Annotated in this window: 22 protein-coding genes; 8 read left to right on the top strand and 14 right to left on the bottom strand. The window is 68.2% G+C overall.

The genetic code is table 11. The annotated features are described in order from the left end of the window. Window positions 1-255: 255 nt before the first annotated feature. The 6 genes from A9977_RS10345 to putA form a co-directional block, all read right to left on the bottom strand. Window positions 256-474, bottom strand: coding sequence for a hypothetical protein (locus A9977_RS10345; protein WP_183024756.1), 219 nt, complete (start codon window positions 472-474; stop codon window positions 256-258). A 210-nt stretch (window positions 475-684) separates the two neighbouring features. Continuing rightward, a complete protein-coding gene (locus tag A9977_RS10340; RefSeq protein ID WP_183024755.1) occupies window positions 685-1188 on the bottom strand; it encodes a glycine zipper domain-containing protein in 504 nt (167 codons plus the stop codon). 678 nt (window positions 1189-1866) lie between these two features. Further along, entirely contained in the window at window positions 1867-2895 is a 1029-nt protein-coding gene (locus A9977_RS10335) for a diguanylate cyclase (RefSeq protein WP_183024754.1), read from the bottom strand. A gap of 231 nt (window positions 2896-3126) precedes the next feature. Beyond that, window positions 3127-4140 carry an isopenicillin N synthase family oxygenase gene (locus A9977_RS10330; protein ID WP_183024753.1) on the bottom strand — a complete coding sequence of 338 codons (1014 nt, stop codon included), beginning with the start codon at window positions 4138-4140 and terminating at the stop codon, window positions 3127-3129. A 40-nt stretch (window positions 4141-4180) separates the two neighbouring features. Continuing rightward, the gene (gene proC / locus A9977_RS10325; protein WP_183024752.1) at window positions 4181-4978 is read right to left on the bottom strand and encodes a pyrroline-5-carboxylate reductase; all 798 of its coding nucleotides are present in this window, start codon (window positions 4976-4978) and stop codon (window positions 4181-4183) included. A 56-nt stretch (window positions 4979-5034) separates the two neighbouring features. Further along, window positions 5035-9000, bottom strand: coding sequence for a trifunctional transcriptional regulator/proline dehydrogenase/L-glutamate gamma-semialdehyde dehydrogenase (gene putA, locus A9977_RS10320; protein WP_183024751.1), 3966 nt, complete (start codon window positions 8998-9000; stop codon window positions 5035-5037). Window positions 9001-9486: 486 nt separating this feature from the next. On the opposite strand from putA, the gene A9977_RS10315 reads away from it, so the two are divergent. From A9977_RS10315 to A9977_RS10305, 3 genes are read left to right on the top strand one after another with little or no spacing between them, the layout of a single operon-like run. Next, on the top strand, window positions 9487-10350 hold the full coding sequence (locus A9977_RS10315) for a transporter substrate-binding domain-containing protein (RefSeq protein ID WP_183024750.1): 864 nt from the start codon (window positions 9487-9489) through the stop codon (window positions 10348-10350). Between the two features lie 10 nt (window positions 10351-10360). Further along, window positions 10361-11038: an amino acid ABC transporter permease gene (locus tag A9977_RS10310; protein ID WP_183024749.1), complete on the top strand. Its 678-nt coding sequence runs from the start codon at window positions 10361-10363 to the stop codon at window positions 11036-11038. 8 nt (window positions 11039-11046) lie between these two features. Continuing rightward, on the top strand, window positions 11047-11838 hold the full coding sequence (locus A9977_RS10305) for an amino acid ABC transporter ATP-binding protein (RefSeq protein WP_183024748.1): 792 nt from the start codon (window positions 11047-11049) through the stop codon (window positions 11836-11838). A 146-nt stretch (window positions 11839-11984) separates the two neighbouring features. On the opposite strand, the gene A9977_RS10300 is transcribed toward A9977_RS10305, so the two are convergent. The 5 genes from A9977_RS10300 to rpsP all read right to left on the bottom strand — a co-directional run bounded on the left by A9977_RS10300 (window position 11985) and on the right by rpsP (window position 14966). Then, entirely contained in the window at window positions 11985-12719 is a 735-nt protein-coding gene (locus A9977_RS10300; protein ID WP_259651893.1) for a CoA pyrophosphatase, read from the bottom strand. Between the two features lie 135 nt (window positions 12720-12854). Next, complete coding sequence (gene rplS / locus A9977_RS10295; RefSeq protein ID WP_183024746.1) at window positions 12855-13241, bottom strand: 50S ribosomal protein L19; 387 nt, start codon at window positions 13239-13241, stop codon at window positions 12855-12857. Between the two features lie 118 nt (window positions 13242-13359). Next, window positions 13360-14106: a tRNA (guanosine(37)-N1)-methyltransferase TrmD gene (gene trmD, locus A9977_RS10290; RefSeq protein WP_183024745.1), complete on the bottom strand. Its 747-nt coding sequence runs from the start codon at window positions 14104-14106 to the stop codon at window positions 13360-13362. Between the two features lie 13 nt (window positions 14107-14119). Then, window positions 14120-14686: a ribosome maturation factor RimM gene (gene rimM / locus A9977_RS10285; RefSeq protein WP_183024744.1), complete on the bottom strand. Its 567-nt coding sequence runs from the start codon at window positions 14684-14686 to the stop codon at window positions 14120-14122. A 16-nt stretch (window positions 14687-14702) separates the two neighbouring features. Then, window positions 14703-14966 carry a 30S ribosomal protein S16 gene (gene rpsP / locus A9977_RS10280; protein ID WP_140843145.1) on the bottom strand — a complete coding sequence of 88 codons (264 nt, stop codon included), beginning with the start codon at window positions 14964-14966 and terminating at the stop codon, window positions 14703-14705. Between the two features lie 228 nt (window positions 14967-15194). On the opposite strand from rpsP, the gene A9977_RS10275 reads away from it, so the two are divergent. Further along, window positions 15195-15719: a GNAT family N-acetyltransferase gene (locus A9977_RS10275; protein ID WP_183024743.1), complete on the top strand. Its 525-nt coding sequence runs from the start codon at window positions 15195-15197 to the stop codon at window positions 15717-15719. 12 nt (window positions 15720-15731) lie between these two features. After that, window positions 15732-16178 (top strand): TM2 domain-containing protein, encoded by a 447-nt coding sequence (locus A9977_RS10270; RefSeq protein ID WP_183024742.1) that lies wholly within the window; start codon window positions 15732-15734, stop codon window positions 16176-16178. Window positions 16179-16284: 106 nt separating this feature from the next. Here the strand turns inward: A9977_RS10270 and A9977_RS10265 are convergent, their stop codons facing one another. Together A9977_RS10265 and A9977_RS10260 are read right to left on the bottom strand one after the other, a co-directional pair. Beyond that, window positions 16285-16971 carry a glutathione S-transferase family protein gene (locus A9977_RS10265; protein WP_183024741.1) on the bottom strand — a complete coding sequence of 229 codons (687 nt, stop codon included), beginning with the start codon at window positions 16969-16971 and terminating at the stop codon, window positions 16285-16287. Between the two features lie 144 nt (window positions 16972-17115). After that, a complete protein-coding gene (locus A9977_RS10260; protein WP_183024740.1) occupies window positions 17116-18072 on the bottom strand; it encodes a LysR family transcriptional regulator in 957 nt (318 codons plus the stop codon). A gap of 110 nt (window positions 18073-18182) precedes the next feature. Here A9977_RS10260 and A9977_RS10255 point away from each other — a divergent pair, with 110 nt between their 5' ends. From A9977_RS10255 to A9977_RS10245, 3 genes are read left to right on the top strand one after another with little or no spacing between them, the layout of a single operon-like run. Next, entirely contained in the window at window positions 18183-18977 is a 795-nt protein-coding gene (locus A9977_RS10255) for an SDR family NAD(P)-dependent oxidoreductase (RefSeq protein ID WP_310936111.1), read from the top strand. A 47-nt stretch (window positions 18978-19024) separates the two neighbouring features. Continuing rightward, the gene (locus tag A9977_RS10250; protein WP_183024739.1) at window positions 19025-19993 is read left to right on the top strand and encodes a tripartite tricarboxylate transporter substrate binding protein; all 969 of its coding nucleotides are present in this window, start codon (window positions 19025-19027) and stop codon (window positions 19991-19993) included. 21 nt (window positions 19994-20014) lie between these two features. Beyond that, window positions 20015-20539, top strand: coding sequence for a carboxymuconolactone decarboxylase family protein (locus tag A9977_RS10245; protein ID WP_183024738.1), 525 nt, complete (start codon window positions 20015-20017; stop codon window positions 20537-20539). A gap of 75 nt (window positions 20540-20614) precedes the next feature. Here the strand turns inward: A9977_RS10245 and A9977_RS10240 are convergent, their stop codons facing one another. Continuing rightward, a complete protein-coding gene (locus A9977_RS10240) occupies window positions 20615-21556 on the bottom strand; it encodes a LysR substrate-binding domain-containing protein (protein ID WP_183024737.1) in 942 nt (313 codons plus the stop codon). Window positions 21557-21584: the final 28 nt, after the last annotated feature.

The raw sequence follows: 21584 nt of genomic DNA, 5'->3' as shown, positions 1-21584 counted from the left end.
CGACGCAATCACCACAGCTTTATCTGCACACTGGAAACCGAATGAGAACAAACCCACTGGACGCCCACGGCGCATGACAAAGGAAGAGGCTGAGGCGCCCACATTGAGCACGCGTGTTTCATGTGTGTCCCGATCGAGATTGACGGCACCGCGCCAGGCGCGCTGATCTGCTGACGCCACGCCGCAGGAAATCAATGTGTGGTGCTACAACCACGCTCGGCGTCGACTCGAGCTGCGCTTTTACAGACGTAGCGTCTACCGAAGGTTCGCGCCGGCCTGCGCATTGCTCAGTGTCCACACTGCCGAACCCACACTTATCAGGGCATCGACATCGGCTTCATAACTGACGCTGCTCCTATCGAGACGGTCAATCACTGCAGCGAGCCGGACCATTGCCTCATCGGCCGACGGACCGCCACCGCGGTTCGAGAGCTCAACGATCTTTCGAATAATCATCACCTGCTTCATTTCCATCACTGTGTGTCTACACAAGGACATTTGCAATAGGTCGGCAGGCCGTCCCAGCACGAAGCGCAATGACGGACGGCTCGCAGGTCATGCCACGCGGGGATTGGCATGAACGCGATTGCTGAGACCGAAGCTTTCGCAGATCCTGCGGGCATCGATCTGCATCACTCGCGCGGGCCCGCGGAGCCTAGCCTGCGGGCCACGTACCGCGATACGTCAACGGCCGTCGCGGTCCGAGTCACCCGGGATGGCACGCTCGACAGAGTTGCTTAGGCGGTCCCAGGCATCACGTGACGCATGCTTAGCCCTCTCCCAATCTAGCCTTGAGCTACCGCGCGCCGTGCCCCAATCGCGGCTGAGCTCGGTTTCTGCGTCGTCGAAGGAGCGATTGGGGTTTCGCGAATACGCTTCAACGCCGTGGCGGTAGGCCGGCCCATAGTCGTCGAACGTTGCATCGCTCGCAATGTATGGGCGGCCCGAGTAGTTGTCGCGCCAGTAAGCATCCTCCACAGCAGGGTCAGCTTTGGTCACGCTCCGCCCGGCAACCGCGCCTACCACAGCCCCCACTGCTGCACCCACTGCCGCGCCGACCGGCCCTGTCATGCCGCCGACGGCGGCGCCCGCTGCGGCACCGCCGGCGACGCCCCCCGCAGCACCGCCAATTACGGCGCCAACGCCCGTCGCCGCAGTTTTCGAATCGTTGTCTCTGGTATCAGCCATCAAGGTCTCCTTTCGTTAACGGAAGGTCACCATGCACCTACCAGCATGTGTGTCGTGTGGAGCTACAACCAGCGAATCGGCAAGTAATCGCCTGAGCACTCTGCCGGCAAAAGCCTACGCCTAGCGGACGCAAACGTCGCCCCTCCCCCAGAAGCGGCCTGCCAAAACTTCCGCGTTGCGTCCCTTCCACAGGCTGATCGAAAGTCGAGGCAGGATCGACGCCACTGCAAGCGAGGAATTCTCATGCGACCAAATCCGATGGCGCACCACATTGATGAAACGTTCGTACGGGACGTTCATGCGCGCGCCGGGTCGACCGCGCTCACGCACGGCAACAACAGATGGGCCCCTGATGGACTCGCAGCCTCTTAACAGTCATGCCCGTCCGCTCCGGCTGCATCCGCCGGACGGACGTCTCGCGCACTTCCGTGCAACCCTTGCGCCGACGTTGCGCCTGCGGTGCAACGAGGCGCGGCTTCGCAGTCACCGCGTCGACGCCCAACGTTGTCGGCAGCGAATACAGGGGCGACGATCACACGCCGACGAGACCAGATCTAAGGGTTATCAAGGCTCATACCTGGGCGAAATCAGGCTGGCCCCAAGCGCGCCCTGCTGCCCCGTCTGCCCACGGCATCCTTGAACGGCCGGACGAGGCGTCAGCCCAACACCGCATTGATCTCATTTCGCCGTGACGACCCGGTTGCGGCCGGTGGCCTTGGCTTCGTACAGGGCCGCGTCGGCGGAATTCAGCCAGTCCAGCAAGGTCGCATGACGGCTGTCCAGCGCAGCCACGCCGATGCTGCTGGTCACGCGCAGATCCGCAAAATCGCGGAAGCGGCTGTGCTCCACCTTTTCCCGGATGCGCGTTGCCAGCTGCGCGGCCTCCTCCCCCGACGCGCCAGGCAGCACGACGGCGAACTCGTCACCACCGTAGCGGCCCGCGCAGTCGCCCGCACGCAAGCAGTCGCGCACGACCGCGGCCACGACGCGAATCACCTCGTCACCGGTCGTGTGACCGCGCGAATCGTTCACCATCTTGAATTGGTCGATATCGAGCATCAGCAAACTGGCCGGCGCGCCGGTGGACACGTGCCGGCGCAACGCTTCCTGCGCCTGGGCCTCCCAGTGTGCGCGGTCGTAGAGCCCCGTCACGGCATCGATGCGCCGCAGCACCTCCAGTTCCTGGTTCTGGCGCGACACCTTGCGGATCAGCCGGTAGCTGACCACGCTCACCGACAGGGTGTGCAGCATGAGCACCGGCATGCAGGCGATTACCACCGTCAGCGAACTCTCCAGGACGACCGGGGCGCCGGTGATCAGGCCGGTGACCAGGCCCGCGCCGAGCATCCCGGGCACCGAGCGGGCCCACAGGCCCTTGATGCCGGTCGTGATCTTGTCGACCATGGTCAAGGTGCACAGCAGGACGGAGGGCAACAGGCCGTAGTGCATCAGCGGCACCCAGGCGCCGGTGATCGCCGAATCGACGAGCAGGTTGCGGATCTCGGCGCGATAGGGATCGGCGCTGCGGACGGCAATCCAGTAGGCCACGTGGGGCCAGACAAAGGCGGGCAGCAGCACGCCGAGCCAGGCAGCAAGAGACGCGTCCCTGCTTTGCAGGACCACCGCCGTGACCACGCCCCCCAGCCCCATGCCCAGCACCCGCAGCGGATAGACGCGGCGTGGCATTTGGTGCAGATGGGTGGACATCAGGACGGCATGGAGGGCCGGCCGAGTCTAGGGCAGAGGCGCATGCGGCCCAGGATCCGGGCGCCACATGTCAGTCCGCAGCGTGATGCAAACCGCAAAAGATCGGTGCGCGGACAGGACGCGGAAGCAGCACAGGCGGCTGCGGTGGCGCCCTGTGCCGCGCGCCGCCCGCGCCCCCCCGACCTGCCGAGGGCCGACCTCTGCGCTCGAGGATCGGCCTTCGTCGTTCGGCTACTTGTACTGCGAGAAGTTCTTCTTGTTCTTGCCGTGGATGTAGCCCGATGCGGTGATCGGCGGGTACTTCTCGACGCCCTCGGGGAAGCCGAGGTCGGTCGGGTCGATCACGGCGTCCGGGGTTGGGTCGAAGAAGATGGCGATCGAATGGCGCTCGTTGCCCGAGCGGTTGATCACGCGGTGCAGGTTGGAGCTCAGCGTCTCGTTCGACCAGCGGTGGAGCAGGTCGCCGATGTTGCAGACCAGCGTGCCGGGAATCGGCTGCGCCGCCACCCATTCGCCTTCGCGGTTGCGCACCTGCAGGCCGCCGTTCGAGTCCTGCAGCAGCAGCGTGAGCACGCCGAAGTCGGTGTGCGGGGCCGAGCCGAAGCGCTCTTCGCTCTCGTCCTTGGCGCTCGACACCGGGTAGTAGACGAGCTGGCCGCGCGCCATCGGGCTGGTGTACTTGCTGGCGAAGAAGGCCGGGTCGCGCTTGAGGCCCAGGGCCACGGCCGACAGCAGCCGATGGCCGATGCGGCAGACCGCGTCGTAGTAGGGCAGCAGGTCGGCGCGCAGGGCCGGGAACTCGGCGTCGGGCCAGACGTTGTCGGCGATCAGCGAGTCGGCGCCCTTCTGCGCGGCCAGGTGCTCCGACCACTGCTCGGGGCCCCAGAAGAAGATCTCCTTGAGGTCGTGCGTCTTCGAGCCTTCGAGGCGCGTCATGCCGGTGGCCATCCAGCCGCGCTGGCTGGTGTTGACCGGGTGCAGGCCCTTGACCTCGGGCGGCAGCGCGAAGTAGTCGCGCATCGCGCGGCTCGCGCCGTCGATCACGGCCTGCGGAATGCCGTGGCCCTGGATGTAGAAGAAGCCGATGCGCTGCGAGGCGTCCATGATGCGCGCCGCCACGTCTTCGAGCGCGCCGGGGCGGTCGTCGATCAGGCCCGAGATGTCGATCACGGGGATGTAGGCCTCATCGACCTTCCTGGCGTCGAAGTAGGTGGTGCTGGCGGGGGCGGGGGTGGGTTCCGACATGGCGAATCCTTGTCAACAAAGGGAGGGAGGTGGGAGACGATCAGGAGGTGGAGAGTTCGACCGCGCGGTCGCGCGCGGCGAGTGCGGCGCGTTCGATCAGCGTGCGCAGCGCGCCCTCTTCCTCGAACACCGCGATGGCGGCGGCGGTGGTGCCGTTGGGCGAGGTCACGGCCTGGCGCAGCGCGGCGAAGTCGGCCCCGGGCGCGTGCTGCAGCGCGGCCGCGCCCCAGGCGGTGTCGGCCGCGAGCTTGCGCGCCAGCGCGGCGTCCAGGCCCAGCGCGACGCCGGCCGCGGCCAGGGCTTCACTGAACAGGTGGTAGTAGGCCGGGCCGCTGCCGCTGAGCGCGGTCACGGCGTCGAGCAGGGGCTCGGCATCGACCCAGTGGGCCGAGCCCACGGTGGCGAACAGGCGGTCGACGCTGGCGCGCAGCGCCGCATCGACGGTGGCGCCCGCGAACAGGCCGGTGCAGCCGGCATCGAGGATCACCGGCGTGTTGGGCATGGCGCGCACCACGGGCGTGCCGGCGGGCAGCGCGGACGACAAGGCGGCGATCGGCACGCCGGCCGCGATCGAGACCACGGCCGCGCCGGCCAGCACCGCCGGCGGCAGCGCGCGCAATGCGTCGAGCGCCTTGGCCGGCTTGACGGCCAGCACGATCAGCGCGATGCCGTCGGCGGCACCGGCCGCGACCAGCGCATCGACGCTCGGGTAGCGGTCCGCTTGGTCGGACGTGCTGGCCGGATCGACCGCCAGCACCTGCGTGGCGAGGCCGCTGCGCTTCCAGGCTTCGCCCAGTGCGCCGCCCATGTGGCCGTAGCCCAGGAACAGGACTTTCATGCTTTGAACTCTTCTCTTCGGTGATGTGGTGGAAGAAGGGATGGACGGTGCGTGCGTCAGCCGACGCTCATCAGGCTGGCATTGCCGCCCGCCGCCGCTGTGTTGACGCTCAGGCTGCGCTCGATCAACAGGCGCTCGAGCACGATCTCGGTCTCGCCGGGCGCCAGGCCCTGCAGGTTGACGATCGGGCCCGCGCGTTGCGCCAGCTGCTCGCTCACGCCGCGCAGCTGGTCGGAGTCGCCGTGGTAGATCACGGCGCTGAAGTCGCCTTCGCTCTCGCCGCCGCGGGTCCAGTCGCTGCGCCAGTCGATCGCCTCGCGCACCGGCTTCGGCAGGCGCGCGGCCAGGGCACGCGCGGCCGCCGTGTCGGGCCAGACGGGGCGCGCACCCACGGCCAGCACGGCCGCGAGCTGGCACAGCAGGTCGGCCTCGGAAGCGGCCAGGCACAGCACCGCTTCGCGCGCCGACAGCCGGTAGGCGTTGCGCTCGCCGGTCGGGCCGTCGAGCAGCAGCTCGGTGCCGGCCAGCGACTGGGCCGCGTACTGCGCGCAGAGCGCGGCGAGTTCAGGCTGGGCCGGGTCGCGCCATTGCGCCAAGGCCGCCAGCAACGGGCTGCGCACGGCATCGGCCGCATGGCCTTCGACCGCGGTGCCCGCGGCCGGGCGCAGGCTCGCCAGCGCCGACTGCGCGGGGGCGCTCGACAGCAGCCGGTAGAGGTAGAGCGGGCCGCCGGCCTTGGGGCCGGTGCCCGACAGGCCTTCGCCGCCGAAGGGCTGCACGCCCACCACCGCGCCCACCATGTTGCGGTTGACGTAGAGGTTGCCGACCTTGGCCCGCGCCACGATCTTCTGGATGGTCTCGTCGATGCGCGAGTGCACGCCCAGCGTCAGGCCGTAGCCGCTGGCGTTGACCTGCTCGAGCAGCGCGTCGAGCTCGTTGCGGGCGTAGCGCAGCACGTGCAGCACCGGGCCGAAGACCTCGCGCTCGAGCTCGTCGATGCGCTCGATCTCGATCAGCGTGGGCGTGACGAAGGTGCCGCGCGCCGCGTCGTCGCCATGGGCGCGCGCGACCTGGGACACCGGCCGGCCCTTGGCCCGCATGGCCTCGATGTGCTGCAGCAGCGACTGCTGCGCCTCGCGGTCGATCACCGGGCCGATGTCGACGCTGAAGTGCTCGGGGTTGCCCAGCGTGCATTCGCTCATCGCGCCCTGCAGCATCTCGATGGTGCGCTCGGCGATGTCCTCCTGCACGCACAGGATGCGCAGCGCCGAACAGCGCTGGCCGGCGCTGTCGAAGGCCGAGGCGACCACGTCGGTCACGACCTGCTCGACCAGCGCGGACGAGTCCACGATCATCGCGTTCTGACCGCCGGTCTCGGCGATCAGCGGGATCGGATGGCCCAGCGCGTCGAGGCGCCCGGCGATCACGCGCTGCAGGATGCGCGCGACCTGCGTGGAGCCGGTGAACAGCACCGCCTGCACCCGCGCATCGGCCACCAGCGCGGCACCGACGATTTCGCCCGTGCCCGGCAGCAGCTGCAGCACGCCCGGCGGCAGGCCGGCCGCGTGCAGGATCTGCACCGCCTGCGCCGCGATCAGCGGGGTCTGCTCGGCCGGCTTGGCCAGCACCGTGTTGCCGGCGGCCAGCGCCGCGGCGATCTGGCCGATGAAGATGGCCAGCGGGAAATTCCAGGGGCTGATGCAGACCACCGGGCCCAGCGGGCGGTGGGTCTTGTTGCTGAAGCCGGTGCGCACCTGGGCCGCGTAATAGCGCAGGAAGTCGACCGCCTCGCGCACCTCGGCGATGGCGTTGGGCAAGGTCTTGCCGGACTCGCGCACCAGCAGGCCCAGCAGCGGCTGCATGCGGCCTTCGAGCATCTCGGCGCTGCGCTCGAGCATGTCGGCGCGCTCGATGGCGGGCGTGGCCTGCCAGATCTGGAAGGCGTCCTGCGCAGCCTGCAGCGCGCGCTCCACGTCCTCGGCCGTGGCCTCTTGCACCTGGCCCACCACGTCGTCGTGGCGCGCCGGGTTGCGCACCGGCTGGCGCACTGCGGGCGCCACCGGTTGCGCGAGCATCGGCTGCGCGAGCCAGTCGCCGTTGGCCGTGTGCAGCAGCGCGCTCGAGAGCGAGGCCAGGCGCTGTTCGTTCGACAGGTCGAGTCCGGGTGCGTTGGCGCGGCCCGGGTAGAGGTCGCGCGGCAGCGGGATGCGCGGGTGCGGCAGGCCGGTGCAGCCATCGGCCTTGCCCTGTGCCTCGACCGCCTTCACCGGATCGGCGACCAGCGCTTCGATCGACAGGCTCTTGTCGGCGATGCGGTTGACGAAGGAGGTGTTGGCGCCGTTCTCCAGCAGCCGGCGCACCAGGTAGGCCAGCAGCGTCTGGTGGCTGCCCACGGGCGCGTAGATGCGGCAGGGGCGGCCGAGACGGCCCTCGTCGAGCGGGCCCACGACCTGGTCGTACAGCGGCTCGCCCATGCCGTGCAGGCACTGGAACTCGTACTGGCCTTCGTAGTAGTTCTGTCCCGCGAGGTGGTAGATCGCGGCCAGCGTGTGCGCGTTGTGGGTGGCGAACTGCGGGTACACCGCCTCGGGCGCGGCCAGCAGCTGGCGCGCGCAGGCCAGGTAGGACACGTCGGTGTGCACCTTGCGCGTATAGACCGGGTAGTCTTCGAGGCCGTCGATCTGGGCGCGCTTGATCTCGCTGTCCCAGTAGGCGCCCTTGACCAGCCGGATCATCAGCCGGTGGCGGCTGCGGCGTGCCAGGTCGATCAGGTAGGCGATCACGCCCGCGCAGCGCTTCTGGTAGGCCTGGATCACGAAGCCGATGCCGTTCCAGCCGGCCAGGCCGGGCTCGTGGCACAGGCGCTCGAGCAGGTCGAGCGAGAGCTCGAGCCGGTCGGCCTCCTCGGCGTCGATGTTGAGGCCGATGTCGTACTTGCGCGCCAGCAGCGTGAGCGTGAGCAGGCGCGGGTAGAGCTCGTCCATCACGCGCGGGTACTGCGCGCGGCTGTAGCGCGGATGCAGCGCCGACAGCTTGATCGAAATGCCCGGGCCGCGGTAGATGCCCGCGCCCGAAGCCGCCATGCCGATGGCGTGGATGGCCTGCTCGTAGGAGGCCATGTAGCGCAGCGCATCGGCGTCGGTGAGCGCGGCCTCGCCCAGCATGTCGTAGGAGTAGCGGAAGCCGCGCGCCTCGAGCTTGCCCGCGTTGGCCAGCGCCTTGCCGATGGTCTCGCCGGTGACGAACTGCTCGCCCATCAGGCGCATCGCCATGTCCACGCCCTTGCGCACCACGGGCTCGCCGCCGCGCGTGAGCACCCGGCCCAGCGAATGGCTCAGGCCCGATTCGTTGTGCGTGGACACCAGCTTGCCGGTGAGCATCAGCCCCCAGGTCGCGGCGTTGACGAACAACGAGGTGCTCTTGCCCAGGTGCGGCTGCCAGTTGCCGTTGCTGATCTTGTCGCGGATGAGCGCATCGCGCGTGCCCTTGTCGGGAATGCGCAGCAGCGCCTCGGCCAGGCACATCAGCGCCACCCCTTCCTGCGAGGACAGCGAGAACTCCTGCAGCAGGTTCTGCACCACGCCCGCGCGGCCGCCGGCCTGGTGGCCGCGCAGCTTCTCCGACAGCTGGCAGGCCAGGCGGTGCGTGGCGGCGGCCATGTCGTCGGGCAGGCGCGCCTGCGGCAGCAGCATCGCGACCTGTTCGGCCTCGGGCCGGCGGTAGGCCGCGGTGATGGCGGCACGCAGCACGCTCTGCGGCAGCACGTTCTCGGCGAAATCGAGGAAGGGCTGGTGCGCGGCTTCGGGCTCGGCCGCGACGGACGGGTGCTCCGCGCCGTTGAGCGCGGATGGCGCGGCGCCGAACACCTCGTCGAGCGGCAGGCCGCGCTCGAGACGTTCGAGGTGCGCATAGATGGACTGCTTGATCAGCCAGTGGGTGGTGCGGTCGACCTTGAGCGCGGCCTTCTTGAGGCGCTCACGCACGCTGTCGTCCAGCTTCACGCCGAGTGTGGTCAGGGACATTGAATCGCTTTAAGGCTAGGAGATTGAATTGCGGCGGATGTTAAATCAACGCCGGATGAGGCGCAACCGCTTTTGCAATTAAAAGGTGCAACCCATCCCTCGTCGCCATTCACGGTTGCACCTTTGGCATCGACCACCAGAAAACCTGGCCTGCTTATTGCACTCAACTTCGGTCATGACCTTCGCCATCCGCCCATTTCTGTTGCCCCAGCCTCGAGATGCACCAGTACCGTGCATCCATTGGCGTGAATCGTCGAATCCGCACAACAATGGACCTGAACAATAGGTGCAACCCCTAGGTAGAAACGCCCGGAAAATAGTTGCAACCCAGCGTTCGACGTTTATGATCCACGGTCCGCCGTGGCGGGTGCCCATAGATTTCTACGCTCATTCATTCAATTCAATTCGGCTGAATTGCCGATGTGCTGCGCTGTTCCTTTTTAGCGGGGACACGCTCTCTTTAATTCGTCCCCGAAGGAGTTCTTCATGCAACGCAGAGCCATGTTCAATCAATTGGCCGTCGCCGGCGCCGCCGTCGCCGTTACCGCAGCCACCGCCACCCAGGCGCTGGCCCAACCCGCTGCATCGACGCCCGCGAGCGGCTCCACGCTGGACAAGGTCCAGAAGAGCGGCGTGCTGCGCGTGGCCGTGATCCCCGGCCAGGAGCCCTACTTCCACAAGGACCTGGTGACCAACGCCTGGACCGGCGCCTGCATCGACATGGCGACCGACATCGCGACGCTGCTGCGCGCCAAGGTGGAGACGGTCGAGTCGAGCTGGGGCAACCAGATCCTGGACCTGCAGTCCGGCAAGGTGGACCTGGCGTTTGCCGTCAGCCCGACGCCGCAGCGCGCGCTGGTGATCGACTTCTCCACGCCCATCCTGGTGCACTCGTACACCGCGATCACGCGCAAGGGCTTCGCCAAGACCACCACCTGGGAAGAGCTCAACAAGCCGAGCGTGAAGATCGCCGTGGACATCGGCTCGACCCACGAAACCATCGCCCGCCGCTACTGCCCCAAGGCCAACATCCTGGGCTTCAAGACCCGCGACGAAGCGGTGCTGGCCGTGGCCACGGGCCGCGCCGACTGCACCGTGGTGCTGGCCGTGCTGGCGATCTCGACCATGAAGAAGAACCCGACGCTGGGCACGCTGGTGATCCCCAAGCCCACGCTGACGATGCCGACCAACCTGGGCATCCGCATGGAAACCGATCCGCGCTTCAAGAACTTCCTGAGCGTGTGGGCCGACAACAACCGCTTCAGCGGCCAGACGCGCGAGTGGATGCTCAAGGGCTTCCAGGCGCTGAACATCAAGCCAGAAGACATCCCGAGCGAAATCCAGTTCTGAGCGCGACCGCATGGACAACGCTTCCTACGCCTGGGACTTCGGGTCCCTCGTTCCGTACCTGCCGCTGATCTGGCGCGGCCTGGGCGTGACGCTGGCCTTCACCGTGAGCACGGTGCTGGTCGGCCTCGTGCTGGGCCTGATCACCGGCGTGCTGCGCAACCCGACCATGACGCGCTGGGTCACGGTGCCGCTGCAGATCTGGACCGAGATCTTCCGCTGCACGCCGCTGCTGGTGCAGCTGGTCTGGGCCTACTACGCGCTGCCGGTGTTGATCGGCGTCGACATGTCGGCGACCACCGCCTGCTTCCTGGCGCTGTCCTTCTATGCGGGCGCCTTCTACAGCGAGATCTTCCGCGGCGGCATCGAGGCCGTGGACCGCGGCCAGTGGGAAGCCGGCCGCGCGATCGGCATGCGCCGCGGCAAGATCTTCCGCCGCATCATCCTGCCGCAGGCCTTCCCGCTGATGATCCCGTCGCTGATCAACCAGACCATCATGCAGCTCAAGAACACCTCGCTGGTGTCGGCCGTGGCGGTGGGCGATCTGCTCTACCAGGGCTCGGTCATCACCGGCGCGAGCTACCGGCCGCTCGAGGTCTACACCACCATCGCGGTCATCTACTTCGCGGTGCTGTTCCCGCTGACCCTGATCGCCACCCGCGTCGAGCGCCGCCTGGGCGCCTCCAAGTGATGTCGAAAATGCACCCACCCTCCTCCACCGGCGGCTCGCCGATCCTGCAGGCCACGGCGATCCACAAGTCCTTCGGCGACCACCATGTGCTCAAGGGCGTGTCGCTCGCGGTGCAGCCGGGCGAAGTGGTCACGCTGATCGGCGCCAGCGGCTCGGGCAAGTCGACCTTCCTGCGCTGCATGAACCTGCTCGAGATGCCCGAGGACGGGCAGCTCGAGGTGAGCGGCCACCGCTTCGCCTTCACCGGCGGCGCCCGCCCGCCCAAGGACGAGCAGCTGGCGGCGCTGCGCGCCAACATCGGCATGGTGTTCCAGCACTTCAACCTGTTCCCGCACATGACGGTGCTGCAGAACATCATCGAAGGCCCGGTGCAGGTGCAGGGCAAGAGCGTCGAAGAGGCCAAGGCCCTGGCCATGACCTTGCTGGGCAAGGTGGGCCTGGCCGAGAAGGCGCAGCAGCATCCGGCGCGGCTGTCGGGCGGGCAGAAGCAGCGCGTGGCGATCGCCCGCGCGCTGGCGATGCAGCCGGCCGTGATGCTGTTCGACGAACCCACCTCGGCACTCGACCCCGAACTGGTCGGCGAGGTGCTGTCGGTGATCCGCGAACTCGCGGCCGAGGGCATGACGATGGTGCTGGTCACGCACGAGATGGCCTTCGCGGCCAACGTGTCGGACCGCATCGGCTTCATGCGCGACGGCGTGATGGCGGAGATCGGCCCGGCCGAAGCCATCATGAACCGGCCGCAGGACGCGAAGCTGGTTTCGTTCCTCGAGCGCTTCCACCAGGCCAAACAAGGCTGAGAACGCATGCATGAACCTGCTGCGCACCCCGATCCCGCATCTGCGGTGCTCACCGCACGCGAGTGCGGCTCCGCTCCTCAATGCAGGCTCGGGGCGCTCGCGACGGTTCCTTCACGCGTTCTGAAGGCTTGTTGCGCTCCCCGAGCTCAAGCCACGAGGAAGCGATAGAGGTTGCGCAGCATGCCCGCCGTCGCGCCCCAGACGAAGCGCTCCTGCGCACCGTCCTGGTAGGGCATCGAGAACCACTGGCGTGCATTCAGGCCTTCGCCCACCATCGCATGGCGCCGGTGGTTGGCCGGGTTCATCAGGTGCGACAGCGGCACCTCGAAGGCATCGGCCACTTCCGACGGGCTCAGCGTGAGCTGGAAGCCCGGCTGCACCAGCGCGATCACCGGCGTGACGATGAAGGAGGTGACGGTGGTGTAGGTCGGCAGGCTGCCCAGGACCTCGATGTAGTCGGCCGACAGGCCCACCTCTTCCCAGGCCTCGCGCAAGGCCGCGGCCGCGATGTTGGCGTCTTCCGGATCGACCCGGCCGCCCGGAAACGCCACCTGACCCGAGTGCGTGGACATCTGCGTCGCGCGCTCGGTCAGCAGCACCATGGGCTCCTTCTCGCGCATCACGATCGGCACCAGCACGGCCGCCTGCGCGGGCGCGCGGTTGCCCATGCGCGGCTCGCGGCGCAGCTCGGGCTCCCAGACCGGCGGGCGCGCGAAGCGTGCGCGCAGCGCCTGCGCCGTGAACCGCTCCGCCGCCACCGCCGGCAGATCCCGGTCGACGCGGATCACCGGCACATCACGGGGCTCGAAGGCGGCCCGCGACACGGCATTGATCGGCTCGACGGGATCGACGGTTTCCAGGGCGACTGAGGGAGGGGTCAAAAAGCTTCTCCGGGACGGGACGAAAGAGGCGATGGAGGTGCGTCCATCGAACATAGGCCATGTACTGCATGCAAGCCGCGCGCCAATGCAAAAAGCCGCCAGGAATGGCGGCTTTTCTCACGACAAGGCGACTGCTTACTGTGCAGCAGCGGCCGGCGTGTTGCGCTTGCCCGGCAGCTTTTCCTTGATGCGTGCCGAACGACCGCTGCGCTCGCGCAGGTAGTACAGCTTCGCACGACGGACGTCGCCGCGACGCTTGACTTCGATGCCGGCGATCAGCGGGCTGTAGGTCTGGAACGTACGTTCCACGCCTTCGCCGCTGGAGATCTTGCGCACCGTGAAGCCGCTGTTGAGGCCGCGGTTGCGCTTGGCGATCACGACGCCTTCGTAAGCCTGCACGCGCTTGCGGCTGCCTTCGACGACGTTGACGCTGACGATGACCGTGTCACCGGGCATGAAGGAAGGAATGGTCTTGCCGAGGCGGGCAATCTCTTCCTGCTCGAGGGTTTCGATGAGGTTCATGATTTCCTGATAGTCGATCGTGTGGGCTGCACAAAAGGCGCTTTTGGCTGTCGCGGATTCACGAAGGAACCGGATGAATGCCGAAGCGCGGCCAGACAGAGGATCGGGGAACCGCGGATTATAGCTTTTTTTGCAGCGCTGCCAAATCGGCCTTGCTCAGCCGGCCGGCATCGCGCGCCGCCTCGACCAGTTCGGGCCGCCGCGCCGACGTGATGGCCAGCCGCTGGTCGCGCCGCCAGCGCTCGATCTGCAGGTGGTGGCCCGACAGCAACGGAGCCGGCACGGCCTGGCCGTTCCAGTGCTCGGGCCGCGTGTAGTGCGGGCAGTCGAGCAGGCCGTCGAGCGCGGGATTGAAGCTGTCCTGCACATGGCTGGCCTGGTCGCCCAGCACGCCCGGCTGCAGCCGCGTAACCGCATCCAGCAGCGCCATCGCGGCGATCTCGCCACCCGAGAGCACGAAGTCGCCGAGGCTGATCTGGTGGGTGACGCGGGCGTCGATGAAGCGCTGGTCGATGCCTTCGTAGCGCCCGCACACCAGCACCGCGCCCTCGCCCGCCGCCCAGGTCTCGACGGCCGCGTGGCGCAGCGTCTCGCCGATGGGCGAGAACAGCACGACCGGCGCGGGCGCGCCGCGCGCGGCCAGCGCCGCGTCGAGGCAGGCCGACAGGGGCTCGGCCATCATCACCATGCCCGGGCCGCCGCCGAAGGGACGGTCGTCGACACGGCGGTAGTTGCCTTCGGCGAAGTCGCGCGGGTTCCAGAACACCACCTCGACCTGCTTCGATTCGTAGGCGCGCCGCGTCACGCCGCTGGTGAGCAGCGGCGCGAACAGTTCGGGGAACAGCGTGAGGATGTCGAAGCGCATGGCGACGACGCACTCAGTAGTCGGGCTGCCAGTCGACCGTGATCAGACGACCCGCCAGGTCGACCTTGTCGACGAAGGCGGAGACGAAAGGCACCATGCGCTCGACGGGCTTGCCGTCTTGCTCGTACTCGAGCACCAGCGTGGTCTGCGATCCGCCCGAGAGCAGCTCGCGCACCGTGCCCAGCGCCACGCCTTCGCGGTTGACCACGTCCAGGCCGATCAGGTCGACCCAGTAGTACTCGTCGTCACCGGCCGAGGGGAAGCTCGAACGCGGAACGAACACGCGCGCGCCGCGCAGCGCCTCGGCCGCATTGCGGTCGGGCACGTCGGGCGAGGTCGCGACGATGCAGTCGGAATGTTCCTTGGCCTCGCGGATCGCGAGGCGGAAGGCGCCGGCGCGCGCAGGCGCATTCACCGGTCCGGAAGGCTGGATGAACCAGCGCTTCGAAGAGAAGAGCGCCTCGGGTTGGGCGCTGTGGGGCAGGACCTTGAACCAGCCCTTGATGCCCCAGGCATCGGCGATGCGTCCGACCTCGATCGCATCCGCCGGCAGATCGGCGGCTTCGAGTGTGGGCAGCATCGCCTTGGCTTGCAGCTTAGGCCGCAGCCTTGGGCGCCGCGGCAGCAGCTTGCTTGATCAGGCGGTCGACCGTCGGCGACGCTTGGGCGCCAACGCTCTTCCAGTACGTCAGGCGGTCCTGAGCGATACGGATGCTTTCTTCGTTTTCCTTCGCGGTCGGGTTGTAGAAACCCAGACGCTCGATGAAACGGCCATCGCGGCGAACGCGCTTGTCCGACACGACGATGTTGAAGAACGGACGGCCCTTGGAGCCGCCGCGGGAGAGTCGAATGACGACCATGATTTATCCTTCGGGTGGTGCAGCAAACCCGAAAGGGTCGCCCACAGAGTTCTTCCAGCGTCGAGACACGCGACATGGCCACCCGGCCAGCGACACGCTGAAAAGCCCACGATTATAGCGCGCAGGCTTTTTTTGCCGGCAGTTATCTGTGCCCATGGGCTGCAGTCAGGTGCTTTTGCGTATGCTTTCGCCCTTCCCGTCCCGTCCGCGCAACGCCCGCGCCTCCCCATGACCCTGATCCTCCGCCCCAGCCGCGACGAAGACGTCGCCGCCATCGCCGCCATCTACGCCCACCACGTGCTCACCGGCACCGGCACCTTCGAGACCGAAGCCCCGAGCGAGGCCGACATGGCCGCGCGCCGCGCCGACGTGCTGGCCAAGGGCCTGCCCTACCTGGTCGCCGAACGCGAAGGCCAGGTGCTGGGCTTCGCCTACTGCAACTGGTTCAAGCCGCGCCCCGCCTACCGCTTCTCGGCCGAGGACTCGATCTACCTGGCCGAGGCCGCGCGCGGCCAGGGCGTGGGCTCGCAGCTGCTGACCGCGCTGTCGCAGGCGGCCGAGGCCGTGGGCGTGCGCAAGCTGATCGCGGTGATCGGCGACTCGGCCAACGCCGGCTCGATCGGCGTGCACCGCGCGCAGGGCTTCACCCAGGTGGGCGTGCTCAAGGACTGCGGCTGGAAGTTCGGCCGCTGGCTGGACGTGGTGCTGATGGAAAAGTCGCTGGGCCTGGGCAGCAGCACCGCACCCGAATAAACGAAAGACCGAATGAAGAACAAGACCCTGGCCGCCTGGCTCGCCTTCCTGGGCGGGCCCTTCGGCCTGCACCGCTTCTACCTGCACGGGCTGGGCGACACCCTGGGCTGGCTGCTGCCGATCCCGACCGCGCTGGGCCTCTACGGCATCGAGCGGGCGCGCATGTACGGCCTGGACGACGGCCTGAGCTGGGCGCTGGTGCCGCTGCTGGGCTTCACCATCGCCGGCTGTGCGCTCACGGCCATCGTCTACGGCCTGACGACGCCGGAGAAGTGGAACACCCGCTTCAACGCCGCGGCCCCGGCCGACGCCGCGCCCGGCCGCACCGGCTGGGTCACCATCGGCGCGGTGGTGATCTCGCTGCTGATCGGCAGCACGGTGCTGATGGCCAGCATCGCCTTCAGCTTCCAGCGCTACTTCGAGCACCAGGTCGAAGAGGGCCGCAAGATCTCGCAGTAGTCGGGCTCGCCCCCAGGCTCCGCGCACTGCGTGTCGCTCCTCCCCCCCTACCGGGGGCGCTACCAGCGGCCCGGCGAAGCCGGTTCCGCGGTAGCCCTTGACGGCCTCAGCGCCGCAGCGCGTCGTAGCGCATGTCGGCTGCCGAGTGGCGGGCGATTTCTGCCATCTGGTCCTGCTCGGCCTTGGCATGGGCCGGGCGGGCCAGGACCGACTGCTGCCATGCGGCCAGCGCCGGCAGTTCGCCCAACAGCTCGAGCCTGTGGGCGATCTTGAGGATGGAGGCGAACATGAGATCGGCGACCGAGAACGCGTCGCCGACGAAGCACGCGCGTCCGTTTCGCGCCTTGTCCAGCATCGCAAGGCGCTCCTTCGCCAGCGCCACGACGACGGGTTTTCGGGTGGCCTTCGCGGCCTCGTCCTCCATGAAGTACTCGACCTCCGCGACGTTGAAGAGAAACGGCTCGACGGAGTTCAGGCCGGCGACGACCCATTGGATGGCCGCTGCACGCTCCGGCGTTCCTTCGCCACCGATGCAGCGCCCGGAACGCATGGCGACGTCGAGCACGATGGCGCCGCTCTCGAACATCGGCGGCCGGCCTTCCTCTTCGAGCACGGGCAGCTGTCCGAAGGGCTGCAGGCTGCCCAGGTAGGGCGGCGACTTCATCGTCGGTGCATCGACCAGCCGGACCTCGTAAGGCCAGCCGACCTCGTTCAGGATCCAGCGGACGCGGTGGTCGCGAACCTGGCCGGACGCGAAGGGCGGGGCCCACTTCATGGCGGTGACGGTGATCATGCGATCTCCTCCAAAGGCATGTCGCAATGCAAATGCCAGATGCGTGTGGGCATCTCGGCCGGCGGGCGGATTCCGCACGCCCCTTGGCCACGGTGCCGATCGACTTTTCACTCTACGGCAAGGCATCGAACGCCGCAAGCGCCATCAGGGCGACCTGGGGCGCGTGCGGCGCGCCGACGGCGGCAGCACCCATTCGGCCTGCCGCGCGATCAGCGCGCCCGCCACGGTGCGCACCTCCTGCATCGCCTGCTGCGCGATGGCCGTCGAGGTGCCGGCGCGGCGCGTGACGATGCCCACGGAGCGCACCGGCCCGTCGACGATCTCGCTGACGCGCAGGCCGCGCAGGGTGAGCAGCGGCGTGGTGCCCAGGTAGGGCAGCACCGCGATGCCCAGGCCCTGCTTGACGAAGCCGGCGATGGTGCCGACCTGGTCGAACTGCATCTTGGGACGGAACTCGATGCCGCGCTGCAGGTAGGCCGCGCTCATGTAGCGCATCGCGGTGCTGGAGTCGGTCATGCTGATCAGCGGCAGCTCGACCAGGTCGTCCAGGCGCATGCGCTCGGCCACCCGGGCATGCCAGCGCGCCGAGGACAGCAGCACGAAGCGGTCGCGCAGGATCTCCTCGTAGCGCACGTCGGGGTGCGAAGGCGCCACCGAGGCGATCGAGAAGTCGACCTGGCCGTCGATCAGCCGCTCGATCGAGGCGGCGTTGGAGCAGTCGTGGATGGTGATCCGCGGGTCGCCATAGCGCGCCTCGAGCGCGCTGCAGGCAGCGGGCAGCAGCACGTTGGCCAGCGAGGGCAGCGATGCGATGGCCACCTGCTTCGACGCGCGCTCGGCGCTCGTGCGCAGGCGCTCCAGTCCCGCATCGAACTCCCCGATCACGCCGCGCGCCAACCCCGCCAGCCGCTCCCCGCTCTCGGTCAGCTTGACGCTGCGGGTGCTGCGCTCGAACAGGCGCAAACCCAGCTCTTCTTCGAGATCGCGGATGGCCTTGCTCAGCGAGGGCTGGGTGACGAAGAACTGCTCGGCGGTCCGGCTGAAGTTCAGCGAGGCCGTGAGCGCCAGGAACATGCGCAGCTGCCGGGGAGAGACATTCATTCCTTCAGTCTATCAATCCATAGATCGAAAGAATTTCACAGATCAATGCGGGCTCCCTAGGATGGCCCGGCGCGGGGCAATGCCGCCCCGCGGACCGACAAGGAGACGACGTGCTGGATCTGAAGAACAAGGTGGCCCTGGTGATGGGCTGCGGGGCCGTGGCCGAAGGCTGGGGCAATGGGCGCGCCACCGCGGTGCTGTTCGCGCGCCAGGGCGCCAAGGTGTTCGGCACCGACCTCAAGCTGGCGGCCGCGCAGGCCACGCTGGACATCATCGAAGCCGAAGGCCACGAAGGCGTGGTGCAGGCCTGCGATGCCACCCGCTCGGACCAGGTGGCGCAGGCCGTGGCCGACTGTATCGCGCGCTTCGGCCGTATCGACATCCTGGTCAACAACGTGGGCGTGTCGCAGCCGGGCGGGCCGGTCGACATGGACGAGGACGTGTGGGACGCGCAGTTCCAGGTCAACGTCAAAGGCGCCTTCCTCGCCTGCAAGCACGTGATCCCGCACATGCAGCGCCAGGGCGGCGGCTCGATCGTCAGCATCTCCTCGGTGGCGGGCCTGCGCTACGTGGGCAAGCCGCAGGTCGGCTATGCGGCGGCCAAGGCGGCGCTGATGCACTTCACGCGCACCAGCGCGGTCATCCATGCGCCCGAACGCATCCGCATGAACTGCGTGGTGCCGGGCCTGATGCACACGCCGCTGTTCGAGGGCCTGGCCGCGAAGTACGCCCAGGGCGATGCCGTGGGCTTCGCCGCGCACCGCGACAACCAGGTGCCGATGAAGCACATGGGCACCGGCTGGGACACGGCCCACGCCACGCTGTTCCTCGCCGCGGACGAGAGCCGCTACATCACCGGCACCGAAATCGTCGTGGACGGCGGCCTGGTGGCCGCCACGCGCTGAAGCACGACGCCCCCTTTGCACAAAACAAGATTCACCAGAGACAACACATGATCCACCGCAGACTGCTCATCGCCGCCGCCATGGCCACCACCCTGGCCGCACCGCTCCCGGGCTGGGCGCAAGCGCCCTACCCCAGCCAGCCGATCCGCCTGATCGTGCCCTTCGCGCCAGGCGGCGCGGTCGACCAGACCGCACGCACCATCAGCAACGCGCTGGGCGAGCGGCTCGGCCAGGCCATCGTGGTGGAGAACAAGCCGGGCGCCAGCGGCACGCTGGGCGCGGGCGAGCTCTACCGCGCCAAGCCCGACGGCTACACGCTGATGCTGGCGCTCGATTCGCAGGCGGTGAACCACCACACGGTGAAGAACCTGTCCTTCGACACCTTCAAGGACTTCGACTACCTGAGCCTGCTGGTGACCACGCCGCAGATCCTGGTCACGCGCAACGACCTGCCGCCCAAGACGCTCGACGCGTTCGTGACCTACCTGAAAACCCATCCGGGCACGGCCTACGGTTCGGCGGGCACCGCCTCGGCCGGCCACGTCAACAGCGCCCAGCTGTCGATCCTCAAGCAGTTGCAGACCACGCACATCCCGTACAAGGGCGCCGCGCCGCTGCTGACCGACCTGCTGGGCGGGCACATCGACTTCGCCTTCGCCGGCCTGTCGGTGATGCTGCCGCACGTCAAGGCGGGCAAGGTCAAGGCCATCGCGGTCAGCTCGCCCGGCCGGTCGAAGCAGCTGCCCGAGGTGCCGGCGATGAACGAATCGATCCCGGGCTTCGAGTTCCCGACCTGGATCGGCCTGGTCGGCCCCAAGGGCCTGCCCGAGCCGGTGCGCGAGAAGATCCTCAAGGCGATGCGCGAGGTGATGCACGACCCGCAGGTGGAGCGCCGCTTCGCCGACAACGCCTTCGACATCGTCAACAGCAGCCCCGAGGCCTTCGCCGCGCGCGTGCGCAAGGATTCGGACATCATGGCCGACCTCGTGAAACGCAAGATCGTCTCGGCCGACTGACCCCTCCACCGAAAGACCCCCATGGCACGCATCCCCTACGCCGACACAGACAACGAGGCCACGCGCCCGCTGGCCCAGCGCATCGTGGCCGAGCGCGGCAGCATCCTCCATCTCTACCAGATGCTGCTGCACAGCCCGCCCGTGGCGCAAGGCTGGCTGGGCTACCTGACCGCGATCCGGCAGCAGTCCACGCTGTCGGGCGCGGTCCGCGAGATGGTCATTATCCGGGTGGCGCAGATCAACCGCGCACCTTACGAAGCCGACCAGCACATCCCGATCGCGCTGAAGGAAGGCGTACCCGCCGAGAAGCTGGACGCGCTGGAACACTGGGCCGACAGCCCGCTGTTCGACGCCACCGAGCGCGCGGTGCTGGCCTATACCGACGCCATGACCCGCGACGTGCAGGTCGACGACGCGGTCTTCGCCAGCGTGGCCGAGGCCTACGCGCCGCAGCAGTTGGTGGAGCTGACCGCGACCATCGCCGCCTACAACATGGTCTCGCGCTTCCTCGAGGCGTTGCAGATCCATTCGACCGACGTGCGCTGAACGGCCGCCGATGCGGCGCCCACCTCATGGGCGCGCGCGTCGGCGCCGCGGCGGCAGGCGCCCATCGCCTGCGGCCTACGCACGCGCTTTCGCCGCTGTGGCCGCTCTCGGCTTTCCGTCGTCTCGCTCGAGCATGCGGGTCCGGAACGCCACCTTGCGCACGATCGACGAGAAGGCGCGCGTCGCCTCGGACTCACGCGCTGGCGGCGACCACAGCATGCCCGGCGTGCGCACGGGCGTCGGGCTTTCGAGCCGCACGATGTCCAGCCCCGAGTTCGGCAGCACCGCATTGGCCGCCACGATGGACGCGAGCTGGGTCTTGGCGACCAGGCCCATGATCGGTGCCAGCGCGTTGATCTCGGCCGCGACATAGGGCTCGGCGCCGCAGGTGCGAAAGCACTCGTCGAGCATCTGCCGGGTGGCGAAGCTGGCGGGCAGCAGCACCATCGGCAGACGGTGCAGCTCCACCATCCGCACCCGCTTGCGTCGCGCCAGCGGATGGCCGTGCGCCACCACCAGCACCATCTCCTCGTTGTACAGCGGCTCGAACTGCAAGGGCCCGGGCTCGCCGGGGCGGTAGGCGATGCCGAGGTCGAGCGAGCCGTCCTGGAGCCGCGCGACGATCAGGTCCGCCGCCAGTTCCTCCACCACCACGCGCACGCCCGGGTAGCGCGTCTGGAAGCTCGCGATGCAGTCGGGGATGAAGGCGACGTTGAAGGTGGGCGTCGAGCCGATGCGCAGTTCGCCCACGGCCTCCTGAGGGTTCTCTCGCAGCGCCCCCAGGCCGCGGTCGATCTCGCGCAGCGCGCGGGTCGCGTGGTGCAGGAAGGCCTCGCCCGCCTCGGTCAGCGCCACGCGCTTGCCGGTGCGGTCGAACAGCAGGGTGCCGACCTCGTCCTCCAGCTGCTTGATCTGGTGCGACAGCGTGGATTGCGTGACATGCAGCCGCTCCGCGGCACGGGTGAAGTTGAGCGAGTCCGCCAGCGCGCTGAAGTAGCGCAGATGCCGAAGTTCCATGAAGCCCTCGTCCAGATGATCGATCGAT

The organism is Variovorax sp. UMC13 (assembly GCF_014170375.1).
Taxonomy (GTDB): domain Bacteria; phylum Pseudomonadota; class Gammaproteobacteria; order Burkholderiales; family Burkholderiaceae_C; genus Variovorax.
The sequence above is the reverse complement of the archived record's forward strand: the minus strand, read 5'-3'. Positions and strand labels throughout refer to the sequence as shown.

Bases quoted from the DNA above. Each gene is read 5' to 3' on its own strand.
- A9977_RS10275 (WP_183024743.1), top strand. From the start codon at position 15,195: ATGACCCTGATCCTCCGCCCCAGCCGCGACGAAGACGTCGCCGCCATC.
- A9977_RS10240 (WP_183024737.1), bottom strand. From the start codon at position 21,556: ATGGAACTTCGGCATCTGCGCTACTTCAGCGCGCTGGCGGACTCGCTC.
- putA (WP_183024751.1), bottom strand. From the start codon at position 9,000: ATGTCCCTGACCACACTCGGCGTGAAGCTGGACGACAGCGTGCGTGAG.
- A9977_RS10260 (WP_183024740.1), bottom strand. From the start codon at position 18,072: ATGAATGTCTCTCCCCGGCAGCTGCGCATGTTCCTGGCGCTCACGGCC.
- rpsP (WP_140843145.1), bottom strand. From the start codon at position 14,966: ATGGTCGTCATTCGACTCTCCCGCGGCGGCTCCAAGGGCCGTCCGTTC.
- A9977_RS10310 (WP_183024749.1), top strand. From the start codon at position 10,361: ATGGACAACGCTTCCTACGCCTGGGACTTCGGGTCCCTCGTTCCGTAC.
- A9977_RS10250 (WP_183024739.1), top strand. From the start codon at position 19,025: ATGATCCACCGCAGACTGCTCATCGCCGCCGCCATGGCCACCACCCTG.
- rimM (WP_183024744.1), bottom strand. From the start codon at position 14,686: ATGCTGCCCACACTCGAAGCCGCCGATCTGCCGGCGGATGCGATCGAG.
- trmD (WP_183024745.1), bottom strand. From the start codon at position 14,106: ATGCGCTTCGACATCCTCACGCTGTTCCCCGAACTGTTCGCGCCGCTG.
- A9977_RS10345 (WP_183024756.1), bottom strand. From the start codon at position 474: ATGGAAATGAAGCAGGTGATGATTATTCGAAAGATCGTTGAGCTCTCG.
- proC (WP_183024752.1), bottom strand. From the start codon at position 4,978: ATGAAAGTCCTGTTCCTGGGCTACGGCCACATGGGCGGCGCACTGGGC.
- A9977_RS10330 (WP_183024753.1), bottom strand. From the start codon at position 4,140: ATGTCGGAACCCACCCCCGCCCCCGCCAGCACCACCTACTTCGACGCC.
- A9977_RS10265 (WP_183024741.1), bottom strand. From the start codon at position 16,971: ATGATCACCGTCACCGCCATGAAGTGGGCCCCGCCCTTCGCGTCCGGC.
- rplS (WP_183024746.1), bottom strand. From the start codon at position 13,241: ATGAACCTCATCGAAACCCTCGAGCAGGAAGAGATTGCCCGCCTCGGC.
- A9977_RS10305 (WP_183024748.1), top strand. From the start codon at position 11,047: ATGCACCCACCCTCCTCCACCGGCGGCTCGCCGATCCTGCAGGCCACG.
- A9977_RS10340 (WP_183024755.1), bottom strand. From the start codon at position 1,188: ATGGCTGATACCAGAGACAACGATTCGAAAACTGCGGCGACGGGCGTT.
- A9977_RS10335 (WP_183024754.1), bottom strand. From the start codon at position 2,895: ATGTCCACCCATCTGCACCAAATGCCACGCCGCGTCTATCCGCTGCGG.
- A9977_RS10270 (WP_183024742.1), top strand. From the start codon at position 15,732: ATGAAGAACAAGACCCTGGCCGCCTGGCTCGCCTTCCTGGGCGGGCCC.
- A9977_RS10245 (WP_183024738.1), top strand. From the start codon at position 20,015: ATGGCACGCATCCCCTACGCCGACACAGACAACGAGGCCACGCGCCCG.
- A9977_RS10315 (WP_183024750.1), top strand. From the start codon at position 9,487: ATGCAACGCAGAGCCATGTTCAATCAATTGGCCGTCGCCGGCGCCGCC.